This is a genomic window from Desulfovibrio intestinalis, from assembly GCF_014202345.1.
Taxonomy (GTDB): Bacteria; Desulfobacterota; Desulfovibrionia; order Desulfovibrionales; family Desulfovibrionaceae; genus Desulfovibrio; species Desulfovibrio intestinalis.
This window is the reverse complement of record NZ_JACHGO010000002.1, coordinates 210,330-225,409: the sequence shown is the minus strand read 5'-3', so window position 1 is coordinate 225,409 and position 15,080 is coordinate 210,330. Positions and strand designations below refer to the sequence as shown.

The following is a 15,080-nucleotide window of genomic DNA, read 5'->3' as shown; positions in this document are numbered from 1 at the left end:
ATGAATATTGAAAAGACTTTGAGCGTGCAGAAGCGCGAAGCCTGCGGCAAGGGCCCCAGCGGCCGCCTGCGTGCCGAGAAACTGATTCCTGGCGTGTTCTACACCGCCACTGGCGAGAACATTTCCGTGCAGGCTCCCGCACTGCCCCTTGAAAAGATCTACGGTGAAATGGGCCACACCACGGTGTTCAACCTCGAAATCGAGGACAACGGCCAGAAGACCATGCATCCTGTGCTCATCTGGCAGGTGCAGTTTCACCCCTACAAGCGCGCTTTCACCCACATCGACTTCTACGGCGTTGATCTGGACAAGGAAGTCACCGTTGACGTGCCCGTGGAATTCGTGGGTACCTCGCGCGGCGTGAAGCTTGGCGGCCGCCTTGAAACCTACCGCGAAATCGTGCGCCTGTGCAGCAAGCCTTTGGCCATGCCCCAGAAGATCACCGTTGACGTGACCGATATGGGCATCAACGACACCATCACCGTCTCTGATCTCAAGCTGCCCGAAAACGTGCATGCCATCTTTGATCAGAACTTTGCTCTGGTCAGCGTCATCTCCAAGGGCAAGGACGAAGAAGCTGAAGGCAAAGACGCTTAAGTTTGCCAGCGGCCTGTAAGCCGGCATGCCCGGTTACGGTCATTTCGCCTTATATATGGCCGGTTCCTTGCGGAACCGGCCTCGTTTTTGGAATTTTTGCATGCTGACGGCGCAAAAAATTCACGCTCCAAAGCCTTGTGCTCCAAGCGTGATATAGGCATTCTGCCCTTTAGAGCAGATTGACTTTGGAATACGTCGCATTTCAAAGTTGTCTTCTGCCAAAAGGACAATGTCCGGCAGAACGCATGCCGCGTTGCGGCGCGCTGCATTTTCGTGCAATGTCAGAGAGTTGAAACTTTTTCATAGTTGCAATGCTCTGGAGCAGGTATGATTGACATGCCTGCCGATCGACTGTTGAAGCCACCCATACCAGATATGCCACTTCCCGATGTGACCTACCATTCTTTGCGCCCACAGGGCAGCAAGGCAAGCCTGGAATTCTGGCCCAAGCAGAATGCCGGGGTCATATTGTTTTATCCCGGCACCATGCTGTCCCCCGTACAGTACCGCCCTCTTCTTGCGGCGCTGCATGAGGCTGGCTTTGCGGTTGCTGCGCTGCATCTCACCGGGCATGGCCGCAACAATCATTGGACAGGCTTCACTTTTGCCGATCTGCTGCAGGACGGGCTTGCTGCGGAGCAATGGCTGCGGCAACAAGGGCACAACGCCATTGCTGTCTGCGGGCACAGCCAGGGTGGTATTCTGACCTTGGCGCATGCGGCGGCCTCACAAGGGCTTACGGCTGCATTCCCCATTACTGCCATATTGCCCCAAAACGATGACGCCATCGAGCTGACGCGGTTCAGGCGCTGGAAAAACAAACGGCGAGAACTCACGGCGCGCATAAACGCTGTTGCCCGCTGGCTGCCTCGCCTTCCTCTGCCCCTGCTGAGTTATTTGTCCGTAAGGCGCATAACATCTGGAGCAAGGCGCATTATTTACAACAGAAGGTATTCTCGCCTGACCTACCCTCTGAGCTTTTTGTCCAGCCTGTTTTCAGCAAGGGTAGCCAACAAAATGCACTGCCCCCTTTATTTTTTCAGCGCCATCAATGACGCCCTGTTCACTTCAGAGACCACCAAGGCCACTTTTGAACAGCTAGAGGCTCCTGTAAAAAAACTCTTCTGGCTGCCAGGCGGCGGCCATTTGGCTGCTATGAATCCCCCACTGTGTCGGTTTATCGCGCGTCACGCCGCCGCGGCCTGTGCAGGCCTGGGTTTGCCACTACAACTGGAAAAGACGCGTCACACGCAGGGAGGCGCACGCTATGGACTATAATGGCGTTCTGGTGGGCCTGGGCAATCCGGGTTCCCGTTACGAAGGCACCAGGCACAATTGCGGCTTTGCTCTGGTGGATGCCCTTGTGGACATGGCCCAGCGCCAGGGTTCGGCGGAATCGCTTAATGGCAACAAATTTTCGTGCGAACTGTGGCGCATACGGCTGAATCAGCTCGACGGCCTATGGCTGGCCGCCAAGCCGCAAACCTATATGAATCTCAGCGGGCAAAGTGTGCAGCCCCTTCTGGCCTGGCACAAGTTGCGCCCTTCTGATCTTGTGGTAGCTCATGACGAGCTGGACATCGCGGCAGGAGAGCTGCGCTTCAAGCTTGGCGGAGGCAACGCCGGGCATAATGGGCTCAAATCCATCACAGAACTTCTGGGCACACCGGACTTCTACCGTCTGCGGATAGGCATCGGGCGGCCGCCCCACAAGGGTGACGTGACCAACTGGGTGCTGGGACGGCCGCAGGGCGAAGACGCCGAGCGCACGCAGCAAAGCATGTCTGCGGCTCTGGATACCCTGTTCGCTTTTGCTGACAAGGGGTTGGACAGCGCACTGCGCGTTGCCAGAAAGACGGCGCAGCCACGCAAAAAAAATACACCGGAAGACGCGCCCAGCGCCACCAGTGACAAAAACTAGGCCAGCATACATACTGGCCAGAACACGCGAGCATACGCCGACATGGGCCGGGGGCGGTCCATATCAGGCCATTGCCTGAAATATGAATAGTGAAGAAACCAGCCAATAAGTAGGCTTTGAAGTATTTCAAGGCGTATGCGTTTTTGCTTTTTCGGCTGGACTCTTCGCCTTTTTTGGACTAGGATAATTGAAGAGTAAGTTTCCGACTCATCTTTTTTTCAAACAAAAATTCGTGACTTCCAGCTAATTTCGCTCCAGGTCTCGTACAGTGGCGCTCCTTTGGGGCGTGTGGTGATATTCATGTTCACGCCGAACGATCTCGTGGTATATCCGGCCCAAGGGGTGGGCAAAATAGAACGCATAGACAGCCAGACTATTGGCGGCATCGCATGCGATTTCTATATTGTCCGCATTCAGGCCAACAATGTCACGCTGATGGTTCCTGTTAACAATGCCGCTCACGTCGGCCTGCGCACTCTCACTCCTCAGGATGAAGCGAGCCGCATACTTGAAGGGCTACGCAACAGCTCCGGCAAAATTGTTCACACAGGACAAAACTGGAATCGCCGCTTCCGCGAGTATTCAGAACGCCTCAAAAGCCCAGAGCTGGCCGTGGTAACGGAAGTATTGCGTGAACTGCTGCTCATCAGCCGTACCAAGGATCTTTCCTTTGGTGAACGCCGCCTTCAGGAACAGGCCATGGGCCTTGTAACTGGCGAGCTGGCCGAGGTGCTGGAAGTTGAAGAAAACAGCTTGCGGGATGAGCTGCTGGAGCTGTACGCGCCGCCGCCGCAGCCTGAAGACGATAAAGAGCAACCTGCATAGACCGCCGCTGCACAAGCGGCCCTGCGGGTACCGAGCAAGATTTTCCAACCCACTCAAATAACTGCTGGATTACTTTCCTTCGACTTCAATACAAACACGCTTTGTATAGACCAGCTTTTATTGAACTGAACCCGTCTCTGGTTCAAACAGCCACGTGACGCATTTTTTGTGGTGTGAGCGTCATTTTTCTCTTGCTATATTGTAAAAGATAAGCTAATCGCAATTTCGCACACCTATTTTGTCTCCTTACATCCGCTCATCTGCAATACAGTGTTGACTGATACTGTATAGTTTAAGTTTGTCTTCTTCAAAAGATCGGACAGTTATGCGCAAAAAGAAAGCTACTCCCACACTGTTGACCGACAGCGCCTTGAGTCTCACAGATCTCAAAACCCGCAGCATGCAGGAATTAATGGATCTGGCCGAGCAATATGAAATTGAAAATGCCAGTTCCATGCGAAAACAAGAGCTTATTTTTGCTCTGCTTTCCACCTGTGCCTCACAAAACGGGGCCATTTACGGGGACGGCGTACTGGAAATTCTGCCAGACGGTTTTGGCTTTCTGCGCTCTCCCCTGTGCAGCTACATGCCCGGGCCTGATGATATCTATGTTTCTCCTTCGCAGATACGACGGTTTTCTCTGCGCAAAGGCGACATTGTTTCAGGACAAATCCGTCCCCCCAAAGAGGGTGAACGCTATTTCGCGCTGCTCAAAGTAACCGAAATTGGATTTGAACCCCCGGAACACGCCAAGAATCTCGTTCTTTTCGACAACCTCACCCCAATCTATCCCGACCATCAGCTCGTCATGGAAAATGGCGAGAAAAATCTTTCCAATCGCGTTATCGACATCATGGCCCCCATCGGGCGCGGGCAGCGTGGCCTCATTGTGGCCCCGCCGCGCACAGGCAAAACAATCTTGCTGCAGTCCCTGGCCAATGCCATCAACGCCAACAATCCTGAAGTATACCTTATCGTGCTGCTCATTGACGAACGGCCCGAAGAAGTTACCGATATGGAGCGCACGGTCAAAAAGGCCGAAGTCATCAGCTCCACCTTCGACGAGCCCCCGCAGCGCCATGTGCAGGTCTGTGAAATGGTGCTTGAAAAAGCCAAGCGTCTGGTCGAACGCAAACGCGATGTGGTCATTCTGCTGGACTCCATCACCCGCCTGGGCCGCGCCTACAACGCTGTGACGCCCTCATCGGGCAGAGTGCTCTCCGGTGGTCTTGACGCCAACGCCCTGCAACGTCCCAAACGCTTTTTTGGCGCAGCCCGTAATATTGAAGAAGGCGGCAGCCTGACCATTATTGCCACGGCTCTCATTGATACCGGTTCCCGTATGGACGAAGTGATCTTTGAAGAATTCAAAGGCACCGGCAATATGGAAATCTATCTGGACCGCCACCTTTCGGAAAAGCGCGTCTTCCCCGCCATCGACATCAACCGTACTGGCACCCGCAAGGAAGACCTGCTTCTGGCCGAAGATGTGCTCAACCGCGTCTGGATTTTGCGCAAGATTCTGGCTCCCATGTCTTCTATCGACAGCATGGAATTCCTGCTGGACAAGATGCGCGCCACCAAGTCCAACAAAGACTTCATGAACGCTATGGGGAAGTAACCTTCCTCTTAACGGACGTTACTGCAAGCATACCGATTATTGGCCCCGGCGAAAGCCGGGGCTTTTTTCATGCGTGAAAGTATACCCGCGTTCCAGGCATATACAAATCTGCTGTAAGTATTTTTACTCTGTGCTACGGTGCAATCACAGGCGGCTTTTGCCCCTTATCGCCGTTTGGACAAAACGGCGCATATAAACAAGGAGAAACCCATGACCAAATATCTGCGACACGGAGTTCTCACGCTGGCTGCATTCCTGCTTGTAGCTGGAGTACAATCCGCAGTGGCCCAGGATGATGCACAAAAAGCTGGTGCGGAGTTGTACGCAAATAATTGCATGTCCTGTCACACTCCTACACCCGCCAAGATGATGGGCAAGCCCGTGGACGGCCTGCTCGCCAGCATGGATAAAGTCAAAAATATGAGCTCGCCCTCTGGCCCGCTGCAGAAAATGCAGCAGACCCTGAAAACACTGAGCCCTGAGCAGATGAAGGATATTGCCACCTACGTCAATCAGCTCAAACCATAACCAAGCACGGAAGATCCCCCGGATGCGCGACATACCGCATCCGGGGGCATAAAAATTTTCAAACAAATTTATTGCTGAAAGATATGACAAAAGCGCTTTTGTTGCAGCATGGCCAGACCTCGTCGCTGCAGCATGGTCTACCCTAGTCGCCGCAGGCTGCAGCAGTGAATATCTGTTTTTGCCATATTAAAATACCGGGTTGATTGCTGCGAATCCCCTATAGCGAATAATATTTTCGCGTAAGCAGAGAACGTGACGCTCGCAGGAAAGCAGACACCTCTGTTGCCGCATTTGGCCCGCCATGCATGCCTATGCTTTAAATTTGTGCATGAAAGATACCCGGTTGAAGTGTCATCAATCTGCGATCAGGCATAATTTGGTGATGACAAAGATATAAAAATACAGTAATGGTATCTTTCTTGACCGAGAATTTCGGGCAGTTAGCTCAGTTGGTTGAGCACCGCCCTTACAAGGCGGGGGCCACAGGTTCAAGTCCTGTACTGCCCACCAAATACGAAGACGGGTTACAGTTGCTCTGTAACCCGTCTTTCTTTTTCTACGCGATTCCCCACACAAACTGAAAACAAACCTGTTAAACGGCTGCTGCCCTGCAAAAAACAAGACAGAGCAAAGAGAATTATATTGAAGCAATAGCGCCTTAAAACCATCTGACGCGATGAAGGTAGTTAGCGTGTGGTCAGGTTCAAGATCAGGGCAGTAGGCAAGTAAACCGCAACACACGGTAAAAAAGCGGTCAAATTCATTATTCCTTTGAGCCCCCGAAGAAATACAGCACGTTGCCACAAGATGGCTCTGTGGCTATACTCAGCGCCCGGCGTGGCCTTTGAGGCTGACCTCCAACGAGCTGGCACAGACATCATACGATTACTGTGCGGCTGCCGGGGATTCCCCAACGCAGACAAGGCCGCTGAAGCAATAAAATGCCACTGGATGTCCGGCATCAAGCCAGCTATAGAAAAGGGCCATACGCTGCCCCGTATTGTTCCACAGCCAACCTCGAGCTTTAGCCACCCGTTATGCAGCCATGATTATCCTCGGAAACAGAGACATCAAAACGCTCCTTCTGGAACTCGCGCAGCAGCAGGCTGTGGAGGAAGTGCTTTCCCTGGTGGTCAAAAGCCTGGGAACCGCGCGTGACTCTGCCCTTGTGCGCATATGGCTTCTGGAACCCGACGACGGCTGCCCCACTTGCGTGGACAAGGCCGTCTGCGCGAGCCGAGGGCATTGCTTGCACCTCAAGGCAAGCTACGGGCAATCCCGTGTTGACGGGCAAATCTGGACCCAGACGGAGCAGTCAAACTTCTACCGCTTCCCCTTGGGCTACAGAAAGGTCGGGGCCATAGCCATGACCAACAATCCCCTTGAGGTTTCGCACATTGAAGGAAACGAAGACTGGATAGCCAGTCCAGCGTGGATGAAAGCAGAGGGCATTGTGAGCTTTGCCGGGCAACCTCTGGTGTGCCGTGGTGAAACCATCGGAGTCATCGCACTTTTTTCTCGTGCGACACTGGCGCAAGGCGCTATGGAGATGTTGCGCATGGTGGCCGATCACATTGCGTATGCCATCACCAACGCCCGGCTTTTTGAAATAAGCCGATCCATAACGCTGCGGAAAGAACTGGAAAATGCCCATCTGCGCGAGGAACTTTACGAAGCGCGGCAGTTCACGGGCATCATAGGCGAAAGTGCGGCCATCAAGGAAATTCGCGAACAAATTTTCATTGTCAGCAAAACAGAAGCTACCGTGCTTATCCAGGGCGCATCCGGTACGGGTAAAGAACTGGTAGCGCATGAAGTGCACAAGCACAGCCAAAGAAAGAATAATCCTTTCATAAAAATCAACTGCGCCGCCATTCCGCACCACTTGTTTGAAAGCGAATTTTTTGGTCATGTAAAAGGGGCATTTACCGGAGCCATCAACGACCGCATGGGGTTTTTCCAGATTGCGGATGGCGGCACCCTTTTTCTTGATGAAATTGCAGAAATTCCTCTGGAACTTCAGGGCAAACTGCTACGCGTGCTTCAGGAGGGCGAATTCAGACGGGTTGGAGAAGAAAAAAACCGCCATACTGACATCCGCCTTATCGCCGCAACCAACAAGGATCTCAAAGCGGCCATTCAAAAGCAAACATTCCGCGACGATCTTTATTACCGCCTGCAGGTTTTTCCGCTCACGGTTCCCAGCCTCAAGGAGCGGGAAGAAGATATTCCGCTTCTGGTGCGCCATTTTATTCGCATTTTCTGCCAAAAAAACGGACGCAACATTTTTGATGTGCCAGAAGAGCAGATGAACAAACTGCGCCAGTACGACTGGCCGGGCAATATTCGTGAATTGCAGAATTTTGTGGAACGTATGGTTATTACGGGACGGCCAGATCAAGCCCTGGCCTATCTTGCCCTGTACGAACCGCCGCGGCAGGAAGAATCAGTTCAGGAGCCCCGCTCTTCTTTCGGGATTCATAAAATTCTTACAGAAAAACAAGTGCGCCAGCTGGAAAAAGATAATATGTTGGCTGCGCTGGAGCGAACCAACTGGCTCATATACGGAAGCCGCGGTGCAGCTGCCCTGTTGGGTATGAAGCCGACCACGCTCATTTCCCGGCTTAAACGTTTTGATCTTTACAGGCTTCGGCCCAGTTCCATTTCAACTGACTGGCCTGTGGACCCTTCTGATACAAATTAATGCGAAAAGGCGAAGTTCCGGTGGCAATGGCATGTTCCGGAACTTCGCCCGCATTTATCTGCCTGCAGTGCAGATTGCATGATCAGGTGGCGGGATAAGGAAGCGGCCCCTAGCCCTCGCCTTCTGCCTGACTTTGCTTTCCAGCCCCTTTCAGACCGTACATGGTAGTACTTCCCGAGGACCAAAATTCCATTATTTCACTCTGTACCATAGCGGTAAGAATCTTCTTTACTTCGCGGGGGCCTTTGTCGGGAAAAATTTCCAGAAAGTCCTTGAAGTAAAACTTGGTCTTGTTCTTTGTGCTGATAAAATCAACGATCAACTGTTGATCAGGAGTCATAACGGCCTCTTTTGCTGAGCCACCCCGTCGCCGGGGTGGCTCCATTAGTAACCAGTGCTTTTTTAGAACTTGAACTGCGTGCTCTGGCGCCAGGTGTAGTAGGCGGGATCACGGAAGTCGTCGATCAGGTGGTGGGTGAACTCCAGGCCGGTCAGCTTGAAGAAGCTTTCCCAACCGATGCGTTCAGCCCAGTCGCCCAGGCGTTCGTACTTGTTGGCGTTGGCCGCGTACACTTCAATGATGTGCTTCACGGTCTTGGTCAGCGTGGGCCAGCGGGGCGGTTCGTTGGGGATGTAACCCACAACGACCTTGGAGAACTTGGGCATGCTGATGCGGTTGGAAACCTTGCCGCCAACCATGATGGCAACGCCGTCGCCTTCGCCGTCCGAAATGGGCAGCGCGGGGCACATGGTGTAGCAGTTACCGCAGTACATGCAGCGGTCTTCCTTGATGGCAATGGAGTTTATCTTCTTGCCGTCATGTTCAATCTTGGTAGGACGCACTGCTGCAGTGGGGCAAGCAGACACGGCCAGGGGAATTTCGCACAGCTGGTCAGTCCATTCGTGGTCGATCATGGGGGGCTTGCGGTGGATGCCCACAAGGCCGATGTCCGAGCAGTGCACGGCGCCGCACATGTTGATGCAGCAAGCAAGCGCGATACGCATGGGAGCGGGCAAACGCATGGACTTGAAGTCATCAAACAGGGCGTCCATCACAGCCTTGACCGGGCCAGAAGCGTCGGTGGCGGGCGTGTGGCAGTGGATCCAGCCCTGGGTGTGCACCATGTTGCTGATACCAGCGCCGGTGCCGCCCACGGGGAACTTGAACGAACCACCGTCAAACGTGCGGCTGTTCAATTCGTCGCGCAGGGCTTTCATGCCCTCTTCGCTGTCGACCATGAATTCAATGTTGCTACGGGTGGTCCAACGCAGACAGCCGTTGCAAAACTTGTCGGCGATGTCGCACAGCTCGCGGATGTGCGTCACAGACATGGTACGGGTGCCGCCTACGCGGACGGTGTAGCACTTGTCGCCGCTTTCGGCCACGTGCATAAGCACGCCGGGCTCAAGAATTTCATGATAGAGCCACTTGCCGAAGTTATTTTTGATAACCGGCGGGAAGAATTCGTCGTACTTACGGGGGCCAATATCGCTGATGCGGCCTTCCATAGGTTTGGCGGGATTGTACCCGGAAGAAATAAAAGCCATGTTTTTCTCCCCTTTTGACTAGCGTTGATGGCGTTTGCGGTAAGCAGCGAGGTCACGATCCCAGCCACCGGGCACTTCTTCTTCCTTGAAGAAGATATACGGATTGGAGCGGGGTTCCTTGACGTGGTAAGCGGCAGCAGGAGTGTCGGTGACTTCCAGCAGTTTCTGGAAGGACAGACGCTTCATGGTTTCGCCCACGCGTTCGCGGTTCTTGCCTTCTTCCATCCACCAGTCCCAAATCTTTTCGATGACTTCTTTGACGTCGTCGTAGGGAGCTTCACAGGAGACGAAGGGCACGAGCAGCGAACCCATCTGCGCGCCGTCAACCACGGGAGCCTTGGCGCCCACGAGGATGCTGGCGCCGCGTTCGTCACCAATGTGCAGAGCGCGAGGCATGGTGTTGATGCAGTGCATGCAGCGCACACAGTCAGCGGTCCTGATGGAGAGCTTGGAGCCGTCCCACTTCATGCACTGGGAGGGGCAGAGGTCCACCACTTCTTTCTGCAGGTCAAACTTGCCCCAGTCACGACCGGAGTGCGCACCGGCGTTGGGAGAAAATTCACCGGCCACGTAAGCCTTAACGGCTTCCTGGTCGATTTTGATGTCGTCCTTCCAGGTGCCGACAACGGCGAAGTCGGAACGCGCCATGGCGCACACGCAACCGTTGGGGCAGCCGTCGAACTTGAACTTGAACTTGTAGGGGAAGGCGGGACGGTGCAGTTCGTCCTGGTAGTCCATAGTGAGCTGATAGCACATGTCCTGCGTGTTGTAGCAGGCATATTCGCAGCGGGACTGGCCAAGACAGGCTTCAGGCGTACGCAGGTTGGAGCCGGAGCCGCCAAGGTCCACTTTCAGGTTGTGGGTCAGCTCGTGGAAGATTTCTTCAAGCTGAACGGTCTGGGTGCCAAGAAGCACGATGTCGCCGGTGGAGCCGTGCATGTTGGTCAGGCCGGAACCGCGCATATCCCAAATGTCGCACAGGCCGCGCAGGAAGGTACTGTTGTAGTACTTGCCCGAAGGCTGGGCAACACGCAGCGTGTGAAAATGAGCCACGCCGGGGAACATTTCGGGCTGGTCGCAGTAACGGCCGATAACGCCGCCGCCGTAACCGAACACACCCACGATGCCGCCGTGCTTCCAGTGGGTTTCCTTGTCATTGTAGGAAAGTTCAAGCACGCCAAGCAAATCTTCAGGAGCATCCACTGGAATCTGATATTCAATATTTTTGGCGTTGGCCGCGCGCTGCGCGGCTTCCTGCTTTATGTCGGACACAAAGCTCGGCCAGGGGCCGCTTTCCAGCTGGTCCAACTGCGGCGTTGCAAATTTTGCCATTATCACACCTCAAAAGTTCAATGTTATTGTACGAGCAAGCAAAGCAGACAAGCGGCGCATGAAAAGCAGGTACGGCAAAATACCTCCATGCCGGGTGACGGATATCAGCTTGCTTCATCCCCCAAATAGGCCCCCCCTGAAAACCACAGGAGCAGCAGTAACGTCACTATGTATTCAAGAATCAAGCCGTTTATTGTTTATTAATTTAAATCAGTAAGTTAATGATATTTTCCAGTAATAGCTCCCGAATATTGAATGAAATATCGCTGATTAGAACGAAACTTCGTTGTAAACTGCACAATATCATCTAGTTGTGCTAAAATGCACAATATACGCCACCACTCCCTAGGGATGCACAGAACGACAGCAGGCCAAATGGCGGCAATCCTGGCAAATCTAAATTTTTGCCATTTGTAGTTGGAGCATTTCAATCTTGAAAAAATTTGAAAGCTCTAACGCTGCACGAAACTCCAGCGCGTCACAATGCGGCATAGATTCAGCCGAAAACGGCGTTCCCACCCCAATGAACCGTTGGGCAGCGACATACTCAACGCTTAAAAACGCCTTTGCCGCGCTTTGCAGAGCCCCCAAATACCGTTGCCTCTTATGCTTGGGCGTCTGCTTACGCACCTGCCAAGGTTCTTCAAGACAAACAGGAGCCAAGGGCATGCTTTTTTCGCATCCCTCGGCTCCTTTCGTGCGCGTTACGTTGCCTAAACATCGTGCGTTATTTCTAAAAATTAATTGTACATTGCCACTCTGCATTACTTGAAAAGTGAAAAAAATCTTTATTAACAAATTATTTAGGGAATACTGGAGAGAAATTTTCCCTTATATTTTCCTTTTTTGCGAGTATAGACATGTAATTTTTACTAGAAAAAAAAATCACATTTAATATTATTTTGTGAGTATACGCACATCAACCCAATACTTTTCATGACATGCCATTGACACAATAGAATCTGGGGTATAGCCATAAAAGAAAATAGCATTTTTTGATGACAACGTAGATTTTATCCTTGGTTTAACAGTCCATTTTACGGAAACATTTGCATCGGTCTTCTGTTGAGCAACGGTCTTTTTATCCCAGGAGGCGTCCCAGCGTGACATCTCAAGAGTTGATTGACCTCATTTATATTGTCGTATTTTGCATGGGCGGCATCGGCTTTGCTGTTGGCCCCTTTATTCTTGTGTATTTCCTTCAGCCAAGATCCACCCGAAATACCGTTGGCAAAACGCTTCAGGTTGTGGAATGCGGCATGCCCCCCATTGGCGACGCCTGGATCAAATTCAGCGCGGTCTATTACCTCTACGCGCTGATGTTCGTGGCTTTTGCTGTCGATATTCTGTTTCTGATGCCTGTCGCCCTTGTTTACAACAAACCCGGACCTGTGGGCGACCTGCAGGCATTTCTGGAAATACTCATTTTTGTGGGCATCCTGTCTCTGGTTATTGTCTACGCATGGAAAAAGGGAGTGTTTCAGTGGCAACGCAAGACGTACTCGGATCAATAGTTCAGTTTTCGAAGCTGGATCAGCTTCTGAACCTGTGCCGGGCCAATTCGCTCTGGCCAATGACCTTTGGTCTGGCCTGCTGCGCCATAGAAATGATGGCTACCGGAGCTTCGCGGTTTGACCTGGCGCGTTTTGGGGCCGAGGTTTTTCGCCCGTCCCCGCGCCAAAGCGACGTGATGATTGTTTCCGGCACCATCAATAAAAAAATAGCCCCTGCGGTGCAGACGCTATACGACCAGATGCCCGAACCAAAATGGGTTATCGCCATGGGCAACTGCGCCATTTCCGGCGGGCCTTTTGTGTACAAAGGGCAGTACGGCGTTGTTGAAGGTGTGGACAAACTTTTTCCCGTGGATGTTTTTGTTCCCGGCTGTCCTCCACGCCCCGAAGCCCTCATTGAAGGCATCCTCAAGCTTGAAGAAAAGCTTACGGGTACGCGCCGTTGGCCGCGCGTTGCCCCTATTCCCCTGCCTGGCCCGGCAGCGGCCAGAGCGAAGGCGGAAGCTCGGGAAGCCAGCGAACCGCAGATGCAGCCCACACCGGATGCGTCTTCAGCCAATGACACTCCCGCAGAGTCTCCCACGCAGGCAACTTCGCCTTTGGAGGTCAAGTCATGACCCAGCAAAACGCGCCCAATGAAGCCCTTGCGGCGAAGCTTGCCGCCTTGTCGGGAGCCGAAGTGCGCCAGACGGACTACGCGGCAAAGGGCTATGATCTGGATGTAAGCCTGACCCCAGAAACTCTTGTGCCAGCCGTGACCATTATGGATGAGGCCGGATATTTTCTTGAGACCATCACAGGCGTTGACTGGCTTGGCGAACAAGCCGCCCTGCGAAAGGCTGCCGAGGCGGCTGAAGCAGCCGAAGCCAAAGCGCGTGCCGATGCACAGGCAAAACTGGCAGAAGAAACGAAGCCCGAGACTACGGGCAGTGAAAGTGCCGCTGCGACTTCGAGCGCTGCTCCAAACACCGCCCCAGGCACAGGTGCAGACGTAGGCACTGTCGCAGGCGCAGGTGCTGCTACTAATTCTGGCTCAGGCACTGCCACCAAAACTGGCGCAACTCCTGCTCAAGACACTGCCGCGCAAGTGCCGCCACCGGAAGCTGCCCCACTGCCCGAAGACGAAATTGAAGTGGTGTACGACTTCAACCGCTTTGAATCGCGCCACAGAGTCGTCTTGCGTGTACGCACGCCGCGCTCCCAGCCGCAGGTTCCCACAATCCTGAACATCTACCCCATAGCCCATTGGCACGAACGCGAGGCCCATGATTTCTTTGGCATCGTCTTCACCGGGCACTCCTACCTTGTTCCCCTGCTGCTGCCCGAAGATGCGGATTTTCACCCTCTGCTCAAGGATTACGGCGCATGAACGTTCTGCCACAATGCCCCATTGACGAATATTTCGTGCTGAACCTTGGGCCGCAGCACCCTGCGACCCACGGGGTGCTGCGTATCAAACTGGTCATGGACGGCGAGTATGTTTTCGAGGCAGAGCCGGTGCTGGGCTACATCCACCGCATGCACGAAAAAATGGCCGAAAACCGTACCTGGACACAGTTTTTTCCCAATACAGGCCGTATGGATTATTTGCATGCCCTAGCCTACAACCACGGCTACGCCTGTCTTGTGGAACGCGCCGCCGCCATCGAGGTGCCGGAACGCGCCGAATATATCCGCGTCATCACTGCGGAACTCAACCGCATTTCCAGCCATTTGCTCTGGTTCGGCGCTTTTGTGCTGGACCTCGGGGGATTTTCTCCCCTGCTCTACGCCTTTGACGACCGCGAACACATCCTTGACCTTCTGGAATCCGTCACAGGCTCGCGCCTGACTTATTGCTACTTCCGCTTCGGGGGCGTCGCCAACGATATTGACGATGACTTTATCACAGGCACGCGCGCCTTCATCAAGCGCATGCGCAGGCGGCTGCCCAAATACCACGCCCTTGTCACCAAAAATATCATCATTGTTAAGCGCTTGAAGGATATCGGCTTTATTCCGGCAGAAATGTGCCGCAAATACGGGGCCTCCGGCCCGGTAGCCAGAGGCGCGGGTATTGATTACGACGTGCGCCGCCACGAGCCCTATTCCGTCTACGGCCGCTTCAACTTTGACGTGCCCGTCTACCACGAGGCGGATTCCATGGCCCGCTACATGGTGCGGATGGATGAAATCGAGCAGAGTTTGCGCATCATCGAGCAGGCTCTGGATCAGTTGCCCGAAGGCCCCGTCATGGCGGCCAAGGTTCCCAAAACCCTCAAGCCCCCCAAGGGCGACTACTATCATGCGGTAGAAACGGCGCGTGGCCTGCTTGGCATGCGTGCCGTCAGCGATGGCACCAACACCCCCTGGCGGCTCAAGCTGCGCACCCCCTGCTTTGCCAACCTGCTGGTTTTTAGCGAGGCCAGCCGGGGTATGCTGCTGCCTGATGCCCTTGCCATGCTTGGCAGTTTGGATCTGGTTATTCCCGACATCGACAGGTGAGGACAT

14 protein-coding genes, 1 tRNA gene and 1 pseudogene are annotated in these 15,080 nt (G+C 53.6%); 12 read left to right on the top strand and 4 right to left on the bottom strand.

From position 1 onward, the window contains the following. From HNQ38_RS03825 to HNQ38_RS03790, 8 genes are all read left to right on the top strand, one after another. The gene (locus HNQ38_RS03825) at window positions 1–597 is read left to right on the top strand and encodes a 50S ribosomal protein L25/general stress protein Ctc (RefSeq protein WP_183718092.1); all 597 of its coding nucleotides are present in this window, start codon (window positions 1–3) and stop codon (window positions 595–597) included. Window positions 598–924: 327 nt separating this feature from the next. Next, window positions 925–1,875 (top strand): alpha/beta hydrolase, encoded by a 951-nt coding sequence (locus HNQ38_RS03820; RefSeq protein ID WP_246387978.1) that lies wholly within the window; start codon window positions 925–927, stop codon window positions 1,873–1,875. Further along, on the top strand, window positions 1,865–2,518 hold the full coding sequence (pth, locus tag HNQ38_RS03815) for an aminoacyl-tRNA hydrolase (RefSeq protein ID WP_183718091.1): 654 nt from the start codon (window positions 1,865–1,867) through the stop codon (window positions 2,516–2,518). Before HNQ38_RS03820 ends, pth begins: the two co-directional genes overlap by 11 nt. Window positions 2,519–2,818: 300 nt before the next feature. Next, window positions 2,819–3,343 (top strand): CarD family transcriptional regulator, encoded by a 525-nt coding sequence (locus tag HNQ38_RS03810; RefSeq protein ID WP_183718090.1) that lies wholly within the window; start codon window positions 2,819–2,821, stop codon window positions 3,341–3,343. Window positions 3,344–3,668: 325 nt separating this feature from the next. Then, window positions 3,669–4,964, top strand: coding sequence for a transcription termination factor Rho (gene rho, locus HNQ38_RS03805; protein ID WP_183718089.1), 1,296 nt, complete (start codon window positions 3,669–3,671; stop codon window positions 4,962–4,964). A 210-nt stretch (window positions 4,965–5,174) separates the two neighbouring features. Then, window positions 5,175–5,492: a c-type cytochrome gene (locus tag HNQ38_RS03800; RefSeq protein ID WP_183718088.1), complete on the top strand. Its 318-nt coding sequence runs from the start codon at window positions 5,175–5,177 to the stop codon at window positions 5,490–5,492. Window positions 5,493–5,926: 434 nt separating this feature from the next. Continuing rightward, window positions 5,927–6,002, top strand: a tRNA-Val gene (locus tag HNQ38_RS03795). 535 nt (window positions 6,003–6,537) lie between these two features. Further along, on the top strand, window positions 6,538–8,196 hold the full coding sequence (locus HNQ38_RS03790) for a sigma-54-dependent Fis family transcriptional regulator (RefSeq protein ID WP_183718087.1): 1,659 nt from the start codon (window positions 6,538–6,540) through the stop codon (window positions 8,194–8,196). A gap of 109 nt (window positions 8,197–8,305) precedes the next feature. On the opposite strand, the gene HNQ38_RS03785 is transcribed toward HNQ38_RS03790, so the two are convergent. From HNQ38_RS03785 to HNQ38_RS03770, 4 genes are all read right to left on the bottom strand, one after another. Further along, complete coding sequence (locus HNQ38_RS03785) at window positions 8,306–8,536, bottom strand: dissimilatory sulfite reductase D family protein (RefSeq protein ID WP_183718086.1); 231 nt, start codon at window positions 8,534–8,536, stop codon at window positions 8,306–8,308. Window positions 8,537–8,598: 62 nt separating this feature from the next. Next, complete coding sequence (gene dsrB / locus HNQ38_RS03780) at window positions 8,599–9,744, bottom strand: dissimilatory-type sulfite reductase subunit beta (protein WP_183718085.1); 1,146 nt, start codon at window positions 9,742–9,744, stop codon at window positions 8,599–8,601. Window positions 9,745–9,762: 18 nt separating this feature from the next. Continuing rightward, window positions 9,763–11,076, bottom strand: a complete 1,314-nt coding sequence (gene dsrA, locus HNQ38_RS03775; RefSeq protein WP_183718084.1) for a dissimilatory-type sulfite reductase subunit alpha — start codon at window positions 11,074–11,076, stop codon at window positions 9,763–9,765. A gap of 396 nt (window positions 11,077–11,472) precedes the next feature. Continuing rightward, window positions 11,473–11,745, bottom strand: a complete 273-nt coding sequence (locus HNQ38_RS03770) for a hypothetical protein (RefSeq protein ID WP_183718083.1) — start codon at window positions 11,743–11,745, stop codon at window positions 11,473–11,475. Window positions 11,746–12,179: 434 nt separating this feature from the next. Between HNQ38_RS03770 and HNQ38_RS03765 the strand changes: the two genes are divergently transcribed. From HNQ38_RS03765 to HNQ38_RS03750, 4 genes and pseudogenes are all read left to right on the top strand, one after another. After that, window positions 12,180–12,590 (top strand): NADH-quinone oxidoreductase subunit A, encoded by a 411-nt coding sequence (locus HNQ38_RS03765; protein WP_221277798.1) that lies wholly within the window; start codon window positions 12,180–12,182, stop codon window positions 12,588–12,590. Further along, a pseudogene (locus HNQ38_RS03760) lies at window positions 12,539–13,039 on the top strand (NADH-quinone oxidoreductase subunit B); the annotation flags it as partial. The gene HNQ38_RS03765 and the pseudogene HNQ38_RS03760, both read left to right, overlap by 52 nt. 164 nt (window positions 13,040–13,203) lie before the next feature. Continuing rightward, complete coding sequence (locus HNQ38_RS03755) at window positions 13,204–13,959, top strand: NADH-quinone oxidoreductase subunit C (RefSeq protein WP_183718081.1); 756 nt, start codon at window positions 13,204–13,206, stop codon at window positions 13,957–13,959. Then, the gene (locus HNQ38_RS03750) at window positions 13,956–15,074 is read left to right on the top strand and encodes an NADH-quinone oxidoreductase subunit D (RefSeq protein WP_183718080.1); all 1,119 of its coding nucleotides are present in this window, start codon (window positions 13,956–13,958) and stop codon (window positions 15,072–15,074) included. The genes HNQ38_RS03755 and HNQ38_RS03750 overlap by 4 nt, the downstream gene beginning before the upstream one ends. Window positions 15,075–15,080: the final 6 nt, after the last annotated feature.